The following is an 18,776-nucleotide window of genomic DNA, read 5'->3' on the forward strand; positions in this document are numbered from 1 at the left end:
GCCTAACTTGGGGCAGGCGCCGTGCAGACCTCATGATGATAGTTTCTCAGACGGGATGATGACGCTTTAAATCGTTTGTGGTAGCAAGCCCGCGTTCTCCCCGGGTGATCCCCTCCGGGGAGCCGTGGATGTATATAAGGAAGACGACCATGTCGCATGGCGCCAGTGCACGGCCCGCAACCGCCCGCAAATCCTCCGGCCTGTCCGGGACCGTCCGCATCCCCGGCGACAAGTCGATTTCCCACCGCTCCTTCATGTTCGGCGGCCTTGCCAGCGGCGAGACGCGCATCACGGGCCTGCTCGAAGGCGAGGACGTGATCAATACGGGCAAGGCCATGCAGGCCATGGGCGCGAAGATCCGCAAGGACGGCGACACCTGGATCATCAATGGCCTCGGCAACGGCGCGCTGCTCGCGCCCGAAGCGCCGCTCGATTTCGGCAATGCCGGCACCGGCTGCCGCCTCACCATGGGCCTCGTCGGCGTCTATGATTTCGATTCGACGTTCATCGGCGACGCCTCGCTCACCAAGCGCCCGATGGGCCGCGTCCTCAATCCGCTGCGCGAAATGGGCGTGCAGGTGACGTCCGCCGATGGCGACCGCCTGCCGGTCACGCTGCGCGGGCCGAAGACGCCGACGCCGATCACCTATCGCGTGCCGATGGCCTCCGCGCAGGTGAAGTCCGCTGTGCTGCTCGCCGGCCTCAACACGCCCGGCATCACCACCGTCATAGAGCCGGTCATGACACGTGACCATACCGAAAAGATGCTGCAGGGTTTCGGTGCCAACCTTACCGTCGAGACGGATGCGGACGGCGTGCGCACGATCCGCCTCGAAGGCCAGGGAAAGCTCACCGGCCAGGTGATCGACGTGCCGGGCGACCCGTCCTCGACGGCCTTCCCGCTGGTCGCGGCGCTGCTCGTGCCGGATTCGGATGTGACGATCCTCAACGTGCTGATGAACCCGACCCGCACGGGCCTCATCCTGACGCTGCAGGAAATGGGCGCCAATATCGAGGTGCTGAACCCGCGCCTTGCCGGCGGCGAGGACGTGGCGGATCTTCGCGTGCGCTCCTCGGTGCTGAAGGGCGTCACGGTGCCGGAAGACCGCGCGCCGTCGATGATCGACGAATATCCGGTTCTCGCCGTCGCGGCGGCCTTCGCGGAGGGCACGACCGTCATGAACGGCCTGGAAGAGCTGCGCGTCAAGGAAAGCGACCGCCTCTCGGCCGTCGCGGTCGGCCTGAAGCTCAACGGCGTCGATTGCGACGAGGGCGAAGCATCGCTCGTCGTGCGCGGCCGCCCGGACGGCAAGGGCCTCGGCAATGCCTCTGGCGCCGCCGTCGCCACCCATCTCGACCACCGCATCGCCATGAGCTTCCTCGTCATGGGCCTCGTCTCGGAAAACCCGGTCACGGTGGACGACGCGACGATGATCGCCACGAGCTTTCCGGAGTTCATGAACCTCATGACCGGATTGGGTGCGCATATCGAATAAAGGGGCTTCGGGCTTGAGAAGAACAGGCGCGAGGGCATTGCGCATCGCGCTTGTCTTTTCTCTTTTGACCGCGCTCACGCAGATTGGCGGAGTGTCATACCTCGCCGGGCGCTGGCTGGCCCATCGGGGCGAGATCACCCGGCGCTCGACCCGTCTTGCGGTTTTCCTGCTGTTGTATGCTTCGGCTACGATCGCGGCGTCGTTTACAGCACCGCTTTTCGGGCGTGTGCCGTTGTCCTGTTTTGGCGACGGCAGTTTGCAGATTCAGTCTCCGCTTTATTGCGCCCTGAATCGGAACTTCGTCACCACGGAAGCCAAACGCGCTGCAGAAGCGCTCTCGGTGGCCATAGACCTGGAATTCCCCGGGACTATCACGCTTGTTCTCGATGCCAATTTTCCGTTCCTGGACGGCTTCCCGCTTCTGCCCCATCTATCACACGACGACGGACGGAAGCTCGACATCGCGTTTTACTATCGCGACGAGAAGGGGACGCCGCTGAACAGGGCCGTACGCTCACCAATCGGCTACTTCGCTTTCGAAGAGCCTGCGCCCGGCACACAGTTGCCCTGCGCCGAACGTGACGATCTCTTGACACTTCGGTGGAACATGGGGTTTCTGCAAGGGTTTTTTCCTGCGTGGATGCTGGACGAAGCGAGAACGGGTGCAGCCTTGCGCTGGCTTGCCTTGGAGGGACCGGAATTCGGTGTGGAACGGATTTTCATTGAGCCGCATCTGGCCCAGCGCCTCGGTGTTGTCCATCCGAACGTGCGGTTCCAGGGATGCCGGGCTGCACGCCATGACGATCACATCCATTTTCAGGTGACGGAATGACTTTCACAATCGCCATCGATGGCCCCGCGGCTGCGGGCAAGGGAACGCTGTCGCGCCGCATTGCGGAGGATTATGGCTTTCATCATCTCGATACGGGCCTGACCTACCGGGCGACGGCGAAGGCGCTCATTGACCGTGGCCTGCCGCTTGATGACGAGGCCGTCGCGGCCGAGGTGGCGCGCACGCTCGATCTTGGCGGGCTCGACCGCGCGGTGCTGTCCGCCCATGATATCGGGGAGGCGGCCTCGAAGATCGCCGTCATGCCGTCCGTGCGCCGCGCGCTGGTCGAGGCGCAGCGCGGCTTTGCGGCGCGCGAGCCGGGCACGGTGCTCGATGGGCGCGATATCGGCACGGTCGTCTGCCCGGATGCGGCGGTAAAGCTCTATGTGACGGCCTCGCCGGAGGTGCGCGCCAGGCGGCGTTACGACGAAATCGTCGGCAATGGCGGCGTGGCCGATTTCGAGACGGTCCTCGACGACATTCGCCGGCGCGACGAGCGCGACATGGGCCGGGCGGACAGCCCGCTGAAACCGGCCGACGATGCGCACTTGCTTGATACCTCGGAAATGGGTATAGAGGCGGCGTTTTCGGCGGCCAAGTCGATCATCGACGCCGCATTGAAGCACTAGCTTTTCCATCCGGAATTGCGCCAGCATAGAACAAGGCCTGTCCCCGCGCCGGATTTGCTGCCCAAGAGCAGCGGACACAGCCTCGTTCCTCATCAACGCTAACCCCCGGCGCCCGTGCCTTTTGGCACACCAGGAGTTTCAATGTCTCAAGCAAACCCCACGCGCGAAGATTTCGCAGCCCTTCTGCAGGAATCCTTCGCCGCTAACGATCTCGCCGAAGGCTATGTCGCCAAGGGCATCGTTACCGCGATCGAAAAGGACGTCGCCATCGTCGACGTCGGCCTCAAGGTTGAAGGCCGCGTCCCGCTGAAGGAATTCGGCGCGAAGTCGAAGGACGGCACGCTGAAGGTCGGCGACGAAGTCGAAGTCTATGTCGAGCGTATCGAGAACGCGCTCGGCGAAGCTGTCCTTTCGCGCGAAAAGGCTCGCCGCGAAGAGAGCTGGGCCAAGCTCGAAGTCAAGTTCGAAGCCGGCGAGCGCGTCGAAGGCGTCATCTTCAACCAGGTCAAGGGTGGTTTCACCGTCGATCTCGACGGCGCCGTCGCCTTCCTGCCGCGTTCGCAGGTCGACATCCGTCCGATCCGCGACGTCACCCCGCTCATGCACAACCCGCAGCCCTTCGAAATCCTCAAGATGGACAAGCGTCGCGGCAACATCGTCGTCTCGCGCCGCACGGTCCTCGAAGAGTCGCGCGCCGAGCAGCGTTCTGAAATCGTCCAGAACCTCGAAGAAGGCCAGGTTGTCGACGGCGTCGTCAAGAACATCACCGATTACGGTGCGTTCGTCGACCTCGGCGGCATCGACGGCCTGCTGCACGTCACCGACATGGCCTGGCGCCGCGTCAACCATCCGTCGGAGATCCTGTCCATCGGCCAGCAGGTCAAGGTCCAGATCATCCGCATCAACCAGGAAACCCACCGCATCTCGCTCGGCATGAAGCAGCTCGAGTCCGATCCGTGGGATGGCATCGGCACCAAGTACCCGACCGGCAAGAAGATCTCCGGTACGGTCACGAACATCACCGACTACGGTGCGTTCGTCGAGCTGGAGCCGGGCATCGAGGGCCTGATCCACATCTCCGAAATGTCCTGGACGAAGAAGAACGTTCACCCCGGCAAGATCCTGTCCACCAGCCAGGAAGTCGACGTGGTCGTCCTCGAAGTCGACCCGACGAAGCGCCGCATCTCGCTGGGTCTCAAGCAGACCCTCGAGAACCCGTGGCAGGCCTTCGCGCACAGCCACCCGGCCGGCACGGAAGTCGAAGGCGAAGTCAAGAACAAGACCGAATTCGGCCTGTTCATCGGCCTCGACGGCGACGTGGACGGCATGGTGCACCTGTCCGACCTCGACTGGAACCGTCCGGGCGAGCAGGTCATCGAGGAATACAACAAGGGCGACGTCGTCAAGGCTGTCGTTCTGGATGTGGACGTCGACAAGGAGCGCATCTCGCTCGGCATCAAGCAGCTCGGCCGTGATTCGGTCGGCGAAGCTGCGGCTTCCGGCGACCTGCGCAAGAACGCCGTCGTTTCGGCCGAAGTCATCGCGATCAACGATGGCGGCATCGAAGTGAAGCTCGTCAACCACGAGGACATCACGTCGTTCATCCGCCGCGGCGATCTGTCGCGCGACCGCGACGAACAGCGTCCGGAGCGTTTCTCGGTCGGCCAGACCGTCGACGCCCGCGTCCTGAACTTCTCGAAGAAGGATCGCAAGATCCAGCTTTCGATCAAGGCGCTGGAAATCGCCGAAGAGAAGGAAGCCGTCGCACAGTTCGGTTCGTCCGACTCGGGCGCCTCGCTCGGCGACATCCTCGGCGCGGCTCTGAAGAACCGCAACAACGCTGAATAAGCGTTCGCTTATCTCGACATGAAGGACCCGCGGAGAGCGATCTCCGCGGGTTTTTCTTTGGGGTCCGGTCAGGTCCAGTAGTCGCCGAGCTTCTGGTAGAAGACCAGGCCGGGTTCGATGACGCCGACCATGTCGGCAATCTTTTCGCGGCGTTTTGCCATGTCGTCCGCCTCGGGCTCCTCGCCGGAGGCTTCGAAGGCGGTGTCCTCGCTCGCCTCGTTGCCGGCTTCCGCGTCGTCGCCATGCTCCTCGTTCGCGGTCTCGTCTTCCTCGCCGCTTTCGCGGCCCTCGGACCAGTCGAGGTCTTCTTCGGCCGGCAGATAGGGCACGAAGGCGAGCGGTATGCCCTCGCGCAGGATGGCTACCGCAAGCAGCCTTTCCGGCGTCGCATCCGCAAGGGCCGCCTGGAGCGCCTCGCGGGCCTGCAGCGTCGGTGTCGGCAGCGGCAGCGGCTCGTCCGCCTCGGCGTGCGCCTCCTGCAGGGCGGGCGTCGCCTGTGCCGTCACGGTGCGGACCTTGCCGCTCTCCGGTGCCATCTCGGCCTGTTCGCTGCCCTCGGTCGCGAAGAGGGCGAGTTCTGCCTCGCTCATCGGCTCGATCGGGCGCTCCAGCAGGGAACGGATGAAATTTGCCTCTTCCAGCGACAGGTTTTCCAGAAGCTGGGCGACGGCCGGCATTAGCAGGGCCGGCGCCATGTCGCGGGTGACGGCCTGCAGCACGCTGCGGGCAAGTGCCTGTCCTGCCGCATTGGCGACCTGGGTCCTGGCCGGCATGTCGTCCCGCCTCACGACCGGCGTTGTGGTTTCGGTCTTCTCGCCGCCTCCATCGTGGCGGATCGCCGGTTCCGCGATCTCGACCGGCAGCGGATTGTCGGCCCTGGTCGTGGGCGTCGATACGGGCTGCCCGCTGCGCTGCGCGGCGTTTTCCCCGGCCGGTAGCCGGTTGGGCGTGGCAAGCTCCGGCCGGTTGACGGTCGTTTCCAGCGTCCGCGTGGTTGCCGGGCGCGATTTGCCGCCGCCGTCGAAATCGAAGATGCGCTTCAGCATCGTCTGCAGGGCACGAACATCGCCGAGAAGCTGCGCCGGCTGGCCTGCCTGCTGCGGATTGTGGCGGCCGACCGCGGCAAGCTGCTGGGCATTCAGCCCGAGCGGCCGTGGCTTGTCTTCCGCGCGCAGGGTGGCGGGCGTATCGGCCTTGAGGCTTGCGGAAAGAAAGGCGGCGAGTTTGCGCGCCTGCGGCCCGTTCGGATGACGCACCACCTCGACGAGGCTGCGCGTCGGCATGGAGGAGAGGACCGTGCCGATCAGCTTTTCGACACTCGGGCGAAGCTCCGGCGGCAGCCTGGCAAGAAGGTCGGCGAGCTTGCGGCCGCCGCCGCCCTCGCGGCCGGGCAGGGTCTTCAGCACGGCGAGCAACGTTTCCATCAGGTCGCGGCCCGGATTGGTCTCCCCGGCGCGCGGCATGTGCTTCAGCATGGTCTCGATGAGGCGCAGCAGTACCTCGGCCCTCAGGTTTGCAAGGGCGGCGGGGGAAAGCTGCGGCCTGGCGGCGGCCTCGACCGATGCGCCCGCCGGAACGGCGAGGGAAGGCTGCATGGTATCGGTCGTCATTGCCAAACGCGGCAGCATGCCTGCCTCCTGTTCTCCCTGCCGATGCCGTCCGCATCACAAGGCCTGCCAATGGTCCATCGGTCGTCGGATGGCGCATCATGCGCGACGCTGCGAGCTGGTGAGCTTTCAGCCCGGGCGAACCGGGCAGGTACGAGGGAGGCGGCGGGCAACCCGGCAGGCACGGAGCCACTCGATTGTGCCGGACGGGCGAACCCGGAACTCCGAACAACTTTCCATAGGTTACAATTGACATTTTATGGTTAACGAATTGCTAATGCGGCGGCCGGCGCTTCGCATATGCAGCATTGCCGCCTCGAATTGTCCCGCGCGGCGGCTCTTGCCCCTTATGCTCGGCTCGCGTAAATCTTCGCGGCACTGTTGCGCCGCCGCTCGTTCGCCGGCCGCGGATGCGGCGGAGACCCTCGATGAACCTCACCAACCTCATCCTCAACACCGACAGCTACAAGTTCAGCCACTACCTGCAATACCCTCCGGAAACCCGCGCCATCTCCTCCTATGTCGAGGCGCGCGGCCATTCCGAGCAGGCGGAAGTGCTGTTCTTCGGCCTCCAGATGTTCCTCAAGGAATACCTGTCGAAACCGGTGACGATGGCGGACGTGGACGAGGCCGAGGGGATCGTCACGGCGCATGGCCTGCCGTTCAACCGCGCGGGCTGGACGCATATCGTCGCGAAACACGGCGGTTTCCTGCCGCTGCTCATCGAGGCGCTGCCGGAGGGCACGCTGGTGCGCCGCGGCGTGCCGGTCGCGCAGGTGGTGAACACCGATCCCGAATGCTACTGGCTGACCTCCTATGTCGAGACGGCGCTGCTGCGCGCCATCTGGTATCCGAGCACCGTCGCCTCCAATTCGCGCAAGGTGAGAGAGATCATCCGGCCGATCCTGGAAAAGACCTGCGAGGACCCGGCCGCCGTGCTCCCCTTCCGCCTGCACGATTTTGGCGCGCGTGGCACGACGAGTTTCGAGCAGGCGGGCATCGGCGGGGCGGCGCATCTCGTCAACTTCATGGGCACGGATACGGTAAGCGGCGTGCTGTTCGCGCGCCGTTATTACGGTGCCGAGATGGCCGGCTTCTCCATCCCCGCCTCCGAGCATTCGACCATGACGTCGTGGGGCCAGGAGCGCGAGGCGGAGGCCTATGGCAACATGATCGACCGGTTCGGCGAGAAGGGCCTCTATGCGGTCGTGTCCGACAGCTACGACATCAACAATGCCGTCACGGAGATCTGGGGCAAGCAGTTGAAGGACCGGGTGAAGGCCGCCGGCGGCACGCTCGTCGTGCGGCCAGACAGCGGCGATCCGGTGGAAACGCCGGTTCAGGTCGTGCGCCAGCTCGCCTATGCCTTCGGCACGCATCTCAACGCCAAGGGCTACAAGGTGCTGGACAACAGCGTGCGCGTCATCCAGGGCGACGGCATCTCGCCCGCCGATATCGGCCTCATCCTCGGCCGGCTGGAAGCCTTCGGCTTCTCGGCGGAAAACATCGCCTTCGGCATGGGGGCAGGGCTCCTGCAGAAGGTCAACCGCGACATCTATTCCTTCGCCATGAAGGCCAATGCCAGGCAGGACACCGACGGCACCTGGCACGACGTCTACAAGCGTCCTGCGACGATGAACCTCAAGGCCTCCAAGGCCGGGCGCCAGGCCGTAGTGATGGGCGTCGGCGGGCTTGAGGCCGCGCGCATCGACCAGCTCGCCGGCCGCGAGAACCTTCTGCAGCCCGTCTGGCGCGACGGCAGGCTCCTTGTCGACTGGACCTTCGACGCCGTGCGCGCCCGCGCCGCCTAAGGGCCTTGCGGCAGGGCTCCCGGAGCGCCATCTTTGAGTCCGATGACTGGAGACGAAAGATGACGGTTCGCCCGCCGCAGGCGCTCGCCCCCTCCTTCAGCAAGGACACGGGGCTGAATATCCTCGAATACGAACTGATGTCGGAGCGGGCGGACGCGCTCGGCCGGCACGGGCTGAAGGTGGAGAAGGCGCTGGAACTGCTGGCCGGGCGCCTTGCTGCGGGTTGCGGCGAGGCGGAGCGGGAAGACCTTCTCAACGACGCGGCCGACAAGGTCTGGGCCTTCTTCATCCAGCGGGAAATATGCGGCCTGCGCAGCCAGAAGGACGCGATCCGCCGCTACGCCATTCCGCCGGAGGTCATCGCCCGGCTCGGCATCGTGCGGCGCAAGGCCTGAAACTACAGGGCGACGATCTGGCGCGTGATGAGATCGTAGATGCCGTTGTCGTCGACGCGCAGTGCGAAGATTTCCTTGCGCGCCGCTTCGCGCTCTTCCTGTTCCTGCACGCCGGCTGCGTCGAGCTTGCGAACGGCCTCGCCCGTCGTTTCCGCCGGGATATCCTCGCCGTCGCCGGCTTTTTCCGTCTTGGCGGGGACCTTGTCGGCAAGCTGGGTCGTCTCGGCACCGGCGGCGAGCAGCTGGATCGTGTCGAGCGCGGCGGCCGGATCGTCCCGCCGCTTGTCCTCTCGCACGCCCTTGGCCACATCGGCATGGGCGCGGCCCACCGCGTCCTGGAGGTCCTGCACGTCCTCCAGCTTCTCGCCGGCTTCCAGCGAGCGGATCGTCTCCTCGCGTTCCTTGCGCGTTTCCGCATCCTCGATGCGGGTCGGGTCGCGCCGGGTCCGGTCGAGCTTCAGCTCCTCGATGGTCTTCGGGTTCGCCGCGTCCTCCAGGCGCGCGAGCACCTTGCGCATTTCGGGCGTCAGCGCCTTCTCGTCCTCGGCCTTCTGCGCAAGCGCATCCTTCACCCGCCCGGCTTCCGTGCCATAGGGATTGCGGATCGCCGCGATGAGATCGGTCGCCTTGAGGCCGAGATCGGTGAGGCCGGATTTCTTCTCGAGCGTCGCCACGTCTTCCGGCAGTTCGCCGCGGAGGCGCGTCAGCATGCCGGAAAGGCGCTGCTCGAAATCGGCATCCGCCTCGCCCTCGCCCTGCGTCACGCCGGCGGTCAGCGCAAGGCGGGCGACGAGATTGGCCGCTGCATCGTCCGACGGGCCCGCCATGGCCTGCCTGACGGCAGTGAGCGTGGTGCCGAGGCCGCGGAGCGTGACGTCGAGCGTGCTGCCCTTGGCGGGAAGCGAGACCTGGTCGACGAGCGCCAGCCGGTCGGCAAGGCGCTGGGCAAAGGCACGGGCGCCCTCGCCATCCTGCTGGGTGATACCGAGCGTGTCGCTGAAGCGGGATATCAGCTTGGCGAGCGTTTCCCCGCCGCGGGCATTGCTGCCGAAGAAATGTTCGTTGATGCGGGCATTGGCCTGCCGCGCCGTGTCGTCGGAGCGCAGCGGTGCCTGTTTCTGCGCGTCGTCCTTCGGCCGTCCGCTGGCCTTCTCGGCCTCCTCGCGGCGGCGCTCCTCGAGCGTTTCGACGATCGACTGCATCGCCGAGACGGCGGCGGTGGACTGCGCGCTCTGCAGGGGTGTCAACATGGCAACCTCCGGTCTCGCCGGAAGAATAGGTCGGAGTGGATTAACCGTGCGTTAAGCCTGCGCCCGCGGGTTTTCAGGGGGATCGGGCGGCTGCGGCCGGCAGACGATCGTCACGAGCACGAAGCTGACATAGAGCAGGAGATACCACGAGCCGAGCTTGGTGAGGGGCACCATGTGCCAGGTCGTCTGGCCCGGATAGAGCCACACGCCCGTCGCCGTGCCGATGTTCTCGGCGATCCAGAGGAAGATGGAGGTGAGGAAGGCGGCGACGACGAGCGGCATCCAGCGCGGCTTCTCCTCCACCGTGTAATAGATGCGCACGCGCCAAAAGAGGAGCACCGTCGCGGCGAAGAGCACCAGGCGGATATCGACGAAAAAGTGGTGCAGGTAGAAGTTGGCGTAGATGGCGATCGCCAGCACCGCCGTCGTCCAGAAGGGCGGATAATGGGTGAAGCGCATATCGAAGATGCGGATGGCGCGCGCCATGTAGCTGCCGACCGAGGCATACATGAAGCCGGAAAAAAGCGGTACGCCGCCGATGCGGATCACGGCCTCCTCCGGATAGACCCAGGAGCCCATATGGACCTTGAAGATCTCCATGGCCGTGCCGACGAGGTGATAGATGAGGATGACCTTCGCTTCCTCGAAGGTCTCCATCTTCAGCTTGAGGAACGTCACCTGGATGGCGAGCGCCATCAGGAACAGCGCGTCATACCGGTGGATCGGCCAGCCCGGCTGCCAGACGAGTTTCGTGGCGATGATCAGCCCCAGCATGAGCCCGCCGAAGAGGCAGGCCCAGGCCTGCTTCAGCCCGAACAGGATGAACTCGGCAAGGCCGGGCGGGAGCGTTTCGAGCCGGCCGCGGATCAGCCGGCGCAGCGGCTCCAGCGTCGGCCCGGTCTGGTGCTGCCATCCGTTCTGCACGGCGGGCTCAGCTGTGGGCGAAGATGTCGGTCTCTTCCCAGCCGAGCAGATCGAGCTTGGCGCGGGTCGGCAGGAAGGCGAAGCAGGCTTCCGCATGCGCCAGCCGGCCGTCGCGCACGAGGCGCGCCATCAATTTGTCGCGCAGGGCATGGAGATGCAGCACGTCGGAGGCGGCATATTCGAGCTGCGCGGGCGACAGCGTCTCGGCCGCCCAGTCGGAGGACTGCTGCTGCTTGGAAATGTCGACTTCGAGCATTTCCTTCAGATTGTCCTTCAGGCCGTGCCGGTCCGTATAGGTGCGCGTCAGGCGCGAGGCGATCTTGGTGCAGAAGACCGGCGCCGTGGTGACGCCGAAGGTGTGGAACAGCACGGCGATGTCGAAGCGGCCGTAGTGGAAGATCTTCTGGCGGGCCGGATCTTCCAGCATGGCGGTGAGGTTCGGCGCTTCCTTCTGGCCGGCGGCGATGCGGATGACGTCCGCCGTGCCGTCACCGGGCGAAAGCTGCACGACGCACAGCCGGTCGCGGCGCGGGATGAGTCCCAGCGTTTCGGTGTCGATGGCGATCGCGCCGGTATAGCGGGCGGCATCCGCCGCCGAGATGTCACCTTCGTGATACCGGATTGCACTTGCCATGAAAAACCCCATCTAAGCTGTCTCTGTGTCCGCAGGCCTATAGCGCATGTTTCCGGCCTGCGGTACTTCTTTATGGATTGCGAAGGACCGGCCTGCGGCCGAAAGACGATATGACGAAACGATTGATCCTTGCCGCCCTCACCGCGCTGCTCTTCGCCCCTGTTGCCGGCGCACAGGTGTTTCATGACCTGCCCGGCGTCGTGACGACCGAGGAGCACGAAGCCGAGGACCAGGTCTTCTGCGAGCCGCAATACATTCCCGCGCCGGAAAACAGCACGAAGCGCCACTGGGGCCGCACCGTCTATAATTGTACGCGCGGCGGCGTCACGTCGAGCGGCAGCTACCTGCCGCTGTCGCGCGAGCGGAGCCTGCGCGGCTACGACTGGTAGCTGCCCTTTCATTCCCGGCCGGTCCGGCCGGAGCCATTCATCCGGAGGAGCCATGACCGACGAAAGCCTGCCGCTGGTGATCAGCGCGCCCGAACCGCGCACGCTGGACCTCATCTTCACCCCCGCGGCGGAAGCCGAGCTGCGCCGAACCTATCGCATCGTCGAGGCCGATCCGGAAGTCATTGCCGGGCTCGGCGACGCGGTGCTTGCAGAAGCGCGCTACATCATCGGCCAGCCGCCGCTCTCCGCCGAAACGCTGGCGCGCATGCCGAACCTGCGCGCGATCCTCAATGTCGAGAGCAACCTCCTCAACAACATGCCCTATGAGGTCCTGTTCGAACGCGGAATCCATGTCGTGACGACCGGCCAGGTCTTTGCCGAGCCGGTGGCCGAACTCGGCCTCGCCATGGCGCTGAACCTTGCCCGCGGCGTGATCGATGCCGATGTCGCCTTCCGCGAAGGCATGGAATTGTGGGGCGGGGAGGGCAACCGGTCCGCGCGCCTCCTCTCCGGTTCCGAGGTCGGCATCGTCGGCTTCGGCGATCTCGGCCGGGCACTGAACCGCGTCCTCTCGGGCTTCCGCGCGAAAATCCGCGTCTTCGACCCCTGGCTGCCGCCATCGATGCTGCGTGAAGCAGGTGTCGAGCCGGCCTCGCTCTCCGAGGTGCTGGCCATGAGCGACTTCGTCTTCGTCGTCGCCTCGGTGACGAGCGAGAACAGGGGGTTCCTCGGGGCCGAGGCCTTCGCCTCCATGCGCAAGGGCGCGGCCTTCATCCTGCTCAGCCGGGCGGACGTCGTCGATTTCCCGGCGCTGATGGCTGCGGTCGCTTCCGGCCATATCGTCGCGGCGAGCGATGTCTATCCGGAGGAGCCGCTGCCGGCAGACCATCCGGTGCGCGGGCTGAAGGGCTTCATCCGCTCGGCCCACCGTGCCGGCGCGCTGGACAGCGCCTTCAAGAAGATGGGCGACATGGTGCTGGAGGACATGGCGCTGATGGATCGCGGCCTGCCGCCGATGCGCTGCAAGCGGGCCGAGCGCGAGACGGTCTCGCGCATGCGCTCGAAACCGGTGAGCGTCAACTGAAACGAAAGGCCGTGGCGAGGGATCGCCACGGCCTTTCGGTTTTCGGAAAGCGCGTTCAGGCGCGCTTGATGACCTTGATGAGCACGAGCAGGATCACCGCGCCGATCGTGGAATGGATGATCGCGGCGATGATGCCGCTGCCGAGGCTGATGCCGATGGCCGGAAAGAGGAAACCGGCGATGAAGGCGCCGACGATGCCGACGACGATATTGCCGATCAGGCCGAAGCCGAAGCCCGAAACGATCAGGCCGGCCAGCCAGCCCGCAATGGCGCCGACGATGAGGAAAACGAGAATGCTTTCAATGCCCATACGATGCTCCCTTAGACAGTCTTGTTCTGTCCCTGTCCAATCTGGCAGCCGTTTGCCGGAAAGCAAGAGGGTCTGAGAACTTCTCTTCGGCGGCGTCAGACGATGCCGCCGCCTCCGCTCGCCACCGCCGGCCGTTCCCCCGCCACCTTTGCCCGGTAGCCCGCCGCGCGGTAGGTCGCGACCGGATCGATCGCCCCGCCCGTCTCCAGCCGCGCCATGGCGAGGATCGGCTCGACATCCGTGCGGAAGCCGGCCTTCAGCGTCTCGGATGCCATCAGCGCGTCATTCGTCTCCTGGTAGCCGGCAAGCGCCGCGCGGTCGACGATCAGCCCCTGCGCATAGGCCCGGCACACCTCCATGGCGCTGCGCATCAGGCTCTCGATCGGATCGGTGACATTGTGGCTCTGGTCGAGCATATGCGCCGGCGCAAAACCTTCGGCCTTGCGCATCTCCGCATCCACCAGTTCGTTGAAGACGAGGAAGAGCCGGTAGGGATCGATCGAGCCGGTATCGAGGTCGTCGTCGCCATATTTCGAATCGTTGAAATGGAAGCCGCCGAGTTTCCTGAACTGGATGAGCCGGGCGACGATCATCTCGATATTGACGTTCGGCGCATGGTGGCCGAGATCGACGAGGCACCAGGCTTTCGGGCCGAGTTCCTGCGCGATCAGGTAGTTGGTGCCCCAGTCCTGCACGACGGTGGAATAGAAGGCCGGCTCGTACATCTTGTGCTCGGTGAAGAGTCGCCAGTCCTCGGGCAACGCCTTGTAGATGGCCTTCATCGCGTCGAGATACCGCTCGAAGCTCTTGGTGAAATTCGCCTGCCCCGGAAAATTCGTGCCGTCGCCGATCCACACCGTCAGCGCCTTGGAGCCGAGCGCATTGCCGATGGCGATGCATTCGAGATTGTGCTCGACAGCCTGCTGGCGCGTTGCGGCATTCGCATGGGAGAGCGAGCCGTATTTGTAGGAATGTTCCTGCTGCGGCGCATCGGAGAAGGTGTTGGAATTCATCGCGTCGAAGCCGAGGCCGAGCGCGTTGCCCCTTTCCTTCAGTTCCTTCAGGTCCGTCACTTTGTCCCAGGGAATATGCAGGGAAACGGTCGGCGTGGCGCGCGTCAGCTCCTGGATGACCGCGCAGTCCTCCAGCTTGTCGAAGATGTTGCGCGGCTCGCCCTCGCCGGGAAAGCGGGCAAAGCGCGTGCCGCCGGTGCCGACGCCCCAGGAGGGCACGGCCACCGCATAGGCCGCGACCTTCCGCTTCACCGCATCGATATCGACGCCGCGGCGGGAAAGCTGCGCGCCGAGATGGTCGTAGTCGCTTTTGAGGTCGGCGAGACGTTTCTGGTTCTCGCGCGCGACCAAGTCTTCGGAAATCATCGTCATCGGGATTTCCTCAGCGCGTGAAGGACTGGGCATTGCCCGCGTCGACATTGATGATGTTGCCGGTCGATTTCGCCGACATGTCGGAGGCGAGGAAGTAGATGGCTTCCGCGATATCCTCCGGGAAGACGGACAGCTTCAGCATGGAGCGCTCGCGGTAATGCGCCTCCAGATCGTCCGTCTTGTAGGTCGCGGCGCGCTGCTCCTTCCATTCGCCGGTCCAGATCTTCGAGCCGCGCAGCACGGCGTCCGGGTTCACCACGTTGACGCGGATCTGTTCCGAGGCGCCCTCTAGCGCCAGGCACCGGGCGAGATGGATTTCGGCGGCCTTCGCCGTGCAATAGGCCGAAGCGCCGGGGGAGGCGGCAAGGCCGTTCTTGGAGGCGACGAAGACCACGTTCCCGCCCGCCTTCTGCTTGCGGAAGATGCGGAAGGCTTCGCGCGAGACGAGGAAATAGCCGGTCGCGAGAATGCCGATATTCTTGTTCCACAGGTCCAGCGTCGTCTCCTCGATCACAGCCGAGGAGGCGAGGCCGGCATTGGAGACGAGGATGTCGAGGCCGCCGAATTCCACCAGCGTATCGGCAAAGCTCCTCGCCACCAGCGGCTCGTCGGTGACGTTCATGGAGACGGAGCGCACGACATCCCTGCCGTAGCGGCCGGCGAGCTCGTTTTCCGCCGCGGCGAGCGCCGCCTCGTCGATGTCGGCGAGCACCACGCAGGCGCCCTCCGCCATCAGCCGGTCCGCCGTTGCCTTGCCGATGCCGCCGGCCCCGCCCGTGACGAGCGCGATGCGGCCCGCGAGGCTCTTGGGCTTCGGCATGCGCTGGAGCTTCGCCTCCTCCAGCAGCCAGTATTCGATGTCGAAGGCTTCCTGCTCCGGCAGGCCGACATAGTCGGAGACGCCGGAGGCGCCGCGCATGACGTTGATGGCGTTGACATAGAATTCGCCCGAAATACGCGCCGTCGCCTTGTCCTTGGCGAAGGTGATCATGCCGACGCCGGGCACGAGATAGACGACCGCGTTCGGATCGCGCATGGCCGGGCTGTTGTCCCGCTTGCAGCGCTCGTAATAGACCGCGTAGTCGGCGCGGTAGGCGGTGATGGCGTCGGAAAGGCCGGCCAGCGTCTTTTCGATATCCGGCGCGGCCGGATCGAAATCGACGACCAGCGGCCGGATCTTCGTGCGCAGGAAATGGTCCGGGCAACTCGTGCCGAGCGCGGCAAGCGGCGCAAGGTTCTTCGAGGTCACGAAATCGAGCACCGCTTCCCCGTCGTCGAAATGGCCGATCTTCTTCTCATCCCGGCCGATCATGCCGCGGATGACCGGCATCAGCTTTTCCGCGATGGCCCGGCGTTCATTGGCGGAAAGCACCGGCTTCACCGCGCCGCCGAAGGCAGGTGCGGTATTGTTCTCTTCGAACCAGGCAATCGCCTTGTTGATGATCTCGATCGTCGTCTCGTAGCATTCCCTGGCCGTATCGCCCCAGGTGAAGAGGCCATGGCTTTCCAGCACCACGCCGCGCGCGCCGGGATTTTCCAGGCAGAACTTTTCCAGCCACAGGCCAAGTTCATAGCCCGGCCGCTTCCAGGGCAGCCAGCCGATGTCGTCGCCGAAAATCCTCTGCGTCAGCTCCCGGGAGTTCTTCGCCGCGGCGATGGCGATGATCGCGTCGGGGTGCATGTGGTCGACATGCTTCTTCGGCACATAGGCGTGCAGCGGCGTATCGATGGAGGCGGCGCGCGGGTTGAGGTTGAAGGTGCAGTGCGGCAAGTAGCCCACCATCTCGTCCTCATGCGCGATGCCGCGGTAAAGCCCCTTCAGCGCATTGAGCTTGTCCATGTAGAGCGTGGCGAATCCATCCATCCTGATGGTGCCGACATCGCCGCCCGACCCCTTGACCCAGAGCACCTCGACCTCGCCCGCGCCGAGCGGGTCCGTCTCCATCACCTTCGCGGACGTGTTGCCGCCGCCGTAATTGGTGATGCGCTTGTCGGAACCGAGCAGGTTGGAGCGATAGAGCAGCCGCTCGGATTCGCGCATGGTCGACGCCTTGGCGTCGTCCCACAGGTTGGCAAGGCGTGCGCCCCGGTTCGTCTCCAGCATCGGCATTTCCTCCCGGTGTTTCTCGTGCGCATGGCTATCGCCGCGCTTGAAGGCATGCTTTCAGATCACATGAGAGCATCGCCGATGTCAATCATAAACGATCAAAAACAATCATATTGCGCCGCACAATGAAAAAATATGATTGATCGTGATTGACATTGCGCGTTCCTGATGGAAGCATTGCCAGCACTGGAGGAGCCATGCACGAGAAGGAAAGACATCGGATCATTCTGTCCGCGGTTCAGGAAAAGCCGGTCGTCACCGTGCCCGAGCTGGTGGACCTGACCGACAGTTCGGAAGCGACGATCCGGCGCGACATCGCGGCGCTGCATGTGCAGAAGAAGCTGCGCCGGGTGCGCGGCGGGGCGGAGGCACTGCATCCGCCGCAATTCGTGGGCCTCGCCGGCCGGCCCTTCACGGTCAACGAAACCCTCAACACCCGCCAGAAGCAGGCGATCGCCAAGGAGGCGGTCGCGCTCTGCGAGGATGGCGACCCGATCATCATCAACGGCGGTACCACCACGTTCCAGATGGTGCACTTCCTGACCAACCGCCGCATGCAGGTCTTCACCAACTCGTTCAACATCGCCGAGCACCTGCTGAAGCACTCGAAGAACACGATCATGCTCTCCGGCGGCACGATCTACCGTGAGCAAAACATCGTGCTCAGCCCCTTCGACAATGACGTGACGCGCAATTTCTATGCGCGCCGCATGTTCATGGGCGCGCAGGGCCTCGGGCCGCTCGGCCTGATGGAGGCCGATCCGCTGCTGATCCAGGCCGAGCAGAAGCTGATCGACCAGGCGGACGAACTCGTCGTGCTGGTCGATTCCACGAAATTCAAGAAGCGCTCCAGCCTCATCCTGTGCGGGCTGAAGCGCATCGCCACCATCATCACGGATTCGGGCATCGAGGACAGGGACGCCGCGATGCTGGAGGAGGCCGGCGTCAACCTGATCGTCGCGAACGTTCAGGCGGACGCCAAGACTGGGAATGCACCCTCATCGGCGTGAGGCCGATGGATTTCACTGGGAGGAGACGTCGTGAAAATCCTGAAGACATTGCTTGTGACGGCGGCCGTTTCGGTCGCGCTGATCGCCAACACCGCGCAGGCGGAAACCAAGAAGATCGCCCTCGTCGTCAAGGCGCTCGGCATCGGCTTCTTCGAGGCCGCCAACAAGGGCGCGCAGGAGGCCGCCAAGGAACTCGGCGACGTCGAGGTCATCTATACCGGCCCGACGACGACGACCGCCGAAGGCCAGATCGAGGTGATCAACTCGCTGATCGCCCAGAAGGTCGATGCCATCGCCGTCTCGGCGAACGACACCAATGCACTGGTGCCGGCCCTGAAGAAGGCGATGGACCGCGGCATCAAGGTGATCTCGTGGGATTCGGGCGTCGCGCCCGAGGGCCGTTCGATGCATCTCAACCCGTCGTCGAACCCGCTGATCGGCAACATGATCATCAAGCTCGCCGCCGATAACCTGCCCGAAGGCGGGGACGTCGCCGTGCTCTCGGCGACCGCCACCTCGACGAACCAGAACACCTGGATCGCGGAGATGAACAAGGTGCTGCCCAACTACAAGGGCATCAACGTGGTCGCTACCGTCTATGGCGACGACCTTGCCGACAAGTCCTATCGCGAGACGCAGGGCCTCATCCAGTCGCATCCGAACCTGAAGGCGATCATCGCGCCGACCTCCGTCGGCATCGTCGCCGCCGCGCAGGCCGTCACCGATGCCGGCAAGATCGGCCAGATCAATGTGACGGGCCTCGGCCTTCCCTCGGAGATGGCCGGCCATGTGAAGTCGGGCGCGTCCAAATCCTTCGCGATCTGGAACCCGATCGATCTTGGCTATTCGGCGACGATGATCGCCTATGACCTGATCGGCGGTGCGGAAGCCAAGCCCGGCGCGGAGCTGAAGATGGGCCGCATGGGCACGGTCAAGCTCGACGACAACAATGAGGGCGCGATGGCCGACCCGTTCGTCTACGATGCCTCGAACGTCGAGGAATTCGCCAAGATCTTCTGATCTGGCGTTGCTGAGCGGAACGAAGCCCCTCATCCGGCCCGCCGG

17 protein-coding genes are annotated in these 18,776 nt (G+C 64.8%); 10 read left to right on the top strand and 7 right to left on the bottom strand.

Annotated features, from left to right (window positions below; translation table 11 throughout):
- Nucleotides 1-149: 149 nt before the first annotated feature.
- The 4 genes from aroA (at nucleotide 150) to rpsA (ending at nucleotide 4,805) form a co-directional block, all read left to right on the top strand.
- A complete protein-coding gene (gene aroA / locus AABF56_RS22455; protein WP_272807397.1) occupies nucleotides 150-1,496 on the top strand; it encodes a 3-phosphoshikimate 1-carboxyvinyltransferase in 1,347 nt (448 codons plus the stop codon).
- A gap of 37 nt (nucleotides 1,497-1,533) precedes the next feature.
- Entirely contained in the window at nucleotides 1,534-2,328 is a 795-nt protein-coding gene (locus AABF56_RS22460; RefSeq protein ID WP_272804384.1) for a hypothetical protein, read from the top strand.
- Nucleotides 2,325-2,957 carry a (d)CMP kinase gene (gene cmk, locus AABF56_RS22465; RefSeq protein WP_272804385.1) on the top strand — a complete coding sequence of 211 codons (633 nt, stop codon included), beginning with the start codon at nucleotides 2,325-2,327 and terminating at the stop codon, nucleotides 2,955-2,957. The genes AABF56_RS22460 and cmk overlap by 4 nt, the downstream gene beginning before the upstream one ends.
- 141 nt (nucleotides 2,958-3,098) lie before the next feature.
- Nucleotides 3,099-4,805 carry a 30S ribosomal protein S1 gene (gene rpsA / locus AABF56_RS22470; RefSeq protein WP_272804386.1) on the top strand — a complete coding sequence of 569 codons (1,707 nt, stop codon included), beginning with the start codon at nucleotides 3,099-3,101 and terminating at the stop codon, nucleotides 4,803-4,805.
- A 68-nt stretch (nucleotides 4,806-4,873) separates the two neighbouring features.
- Here the strand turns inward: rpsA and AABF56_RS22475 are convergent, their stop codons facing one another.
- A complete protein-coding gene (locus tag AABF56_RS22475) occupies nucleotides 4,874-6,433 on the bottom strand; it encodes a hypothetical protein (protein ID WP_272804387.1) in 1,560 nt (519 codons plus the stop codon).
- 407 nt (nucleotides 6,434-6,840) lie between these two features.
- Between AABF56_RS22475 and AABF56_RS22480 the strand changes: the two genes are divergently transcribed.
- Both AABF56_RS22480 and AABF56_RS22485 read left to right on the top strand, forming a co-directional pair.
- Complete coding sequence (locus tag AABF56_RS22480) at nucleotides 6,841-8,223, top strand: nicotinate phosphoribosyltransferase (RefSeq protein WP_272804388.1); 1,383 nt, start codon at nucleotides 6,841-6,843, stop codon at nucleotides 8,221-8,223.
- A gap of 59 nt (nucleotides 8,224-8,282) precedes the next feature.
- Complete coding sequence (locus tag AABF56_RS22485) at nucleotides 8,283-8,618, top strand: DUF6665 family protein (RefSeq protein WP_272804389.1); 336 nt, start codon at nucleotides 8,283-8,285, stop codon at nucleotides 8,616-8,618.
- A gap of 2 nt (nucleotides 8,619-8,620) precedes the next feature.
- Here the strand turns inward: AABF56_RS22485 and AABF56_RS22490 are convergent, their stop codons facing one another.
- The 3 genes from AABF56_RS22490 to AABF56_RS22500 are packed head-to-tail and all read right to left on the bottom strand — an operon-like array spanning nucleotide 8,621 to nucleotide 11,426.
- The gene (locus AABF56_RS22490) at nucleotides 8,621-9,868 is read right to left on the bottom strand and encodes a hypothetical protein (RefSeq protein ID WP_272804390.1); all 1,248 of its coding nucleotides are present in this window, start codon (nucleotides 9,866-9,868) and stop codon (nucleotides 8,621-8,623) included.
- Between the two features lie 51 nt (nucleotides 9,869-9,919).
- On the bottom strand, nucleotides 9,920-10,792 hold the full coding sequence (locus tag AABF56_RS22495; RefSeq protein ID WP_443021082.1) for a DUF817 domain-containing protein: 873 nt from the start codon (nucleotides 10,790-10,792) through the stop codon (nucleotides 9,920-9,922).
- Between the two features lie 7 nt (nucleotides 10,793-10,799).
- A complete protein-coding gene (locus AABF56_RS22500) occupies nucleotides 10,800-11,426 on the bottom strand; it encodes a ribonuclease D (protein ID WP_244767494.1) in 627 nt (208 codons plus the stop codon).
- Between the two features lie 110 nt (nucleotides 11,427-11,536).
- Here AABF56_RS22500 and AABF56_RS22505 point away from each other — a divergent pair, with 110 nt between their 5' ends.
- Both AABF56_RS22505 and AABF56_RS22510 read left to right on the top strand, forming a co-directional pair.
- Entirely contained in the window at nucleotides 11,537-11,815 is a 279-nt protein-coding gene (locus tag AABF56_RS22505) for a hypothetical protein (RefSeq protein ID WP_272804391.1), read from the top strand.
- Between the two features lie 52 nt (nucleotides 11,816-11,867).
- Complete coding sequence (locus AABF56_RS22510) at nucleotides 11,868-12,899, top strand: hydroxyacid dehydrogenase (protein ID WP_272804392.1); 1,032 nt, start codon at nucleotides 11,868-11,870, stop codon at nucleotides 12,897-12,899.
- Between the two features lie 55 nt (nucleotides 12,900-12,954).
- On the opposite strand, the gene AABF56_RS22515 is transcribed toward AABF56_RS22510, so the two are convergent.
- The 3 genes from AABF56_RS22515 to AABF56_RS22525 all read right to left on the bottom strand — a co-directional run bounded on the left by AABF56_RS22515 (nucleotide 12,955) and on the right by AABF56_RS22525 (nucleotide 16,698).
- Nucleotides 12,955-13,209: a GlsB/YeaQ/YmgE family stress response membrane protein gene (locus AABF56_RS22515; protein WP_064328845.1), complete on the bottom strand. Its 255-nt coding sequence runs from the start codon at nucleotides 13,207-13,209 to the stop codon at nucleotides 12,955-12,957.
- A 95-nt stretch (nucleotides 13,210-13,304) separates the two neighbouring features.
- The gene (rhaI, locus tag AABF56_RS22520) at nucleotides 13,305-14,594 is read right to left on the bottom strand and encodes an L-rhamnose catabolism isomerase (protein ID WP_272804393.1); all 1,290 of its coding nucleotides are present in this window, start codon (nucleotides 14,592-14,594) and stop codon (nucleotides 13,305-13,307) included.
- Nucleotides 14,595-14,604: 10 nt separating this feature from the next.
- Nucleotides 14,605-16,698: a bifunctional rhamnulose-1-phosphate aldolase/short-chain dehydrogenase gene (locus AABF56_RS22525; protein ID WP_272804394.1), complete on the bottom strand. Its 2,094-nt coding sequence runs from the start codon at nucleotides 16,696-16,698 to the stop codon at nucleotides 14,605-14,607.
- Nucleotides 16,699-16,898: 200 nt separating this feature from the next.
- On the opposite strand from AABF56_RS22525, the gene AABF56_RS22530 reads away from it, so the two are divergent.
- Nucleotides 16,899-17,711 (top strand): DeoR/GlpR family DNA-binding transcription regulator, encoded by an 813-nt coding sequence (locus AABF56_RS22530; protein ID WP_244767499.1) that lies wholly within the window; start codon nucleotides 16,899-16,901, stop codon nucleotides 17,709-17,711.
- Nucleotides 17,712-17,741: 30 nt separating this feature from the next.
- Entirely contained in the window at nucleotides 17,742-18,731 is a 990-nt protein-coding gene (gene rhaS, locus AABF56_RS22535; protein ID WP_244767500.1) for a rhamnose ABC transporter substrate-binding protein, read from the top strand.
- Nucleotides 18,732-18,776 lie beyond the last annotated feature (45 nt).

This window comes from Shinella sp. WSC3-e (genome assembly GCF_945994535.1).
GTDB classification, from domain to species: Bacteria; Pseudomonadota; Alphaproteobacteria; order Rhizobiales; family Rhizobiaceae; genus Shinella; species Shinella yambaruensis.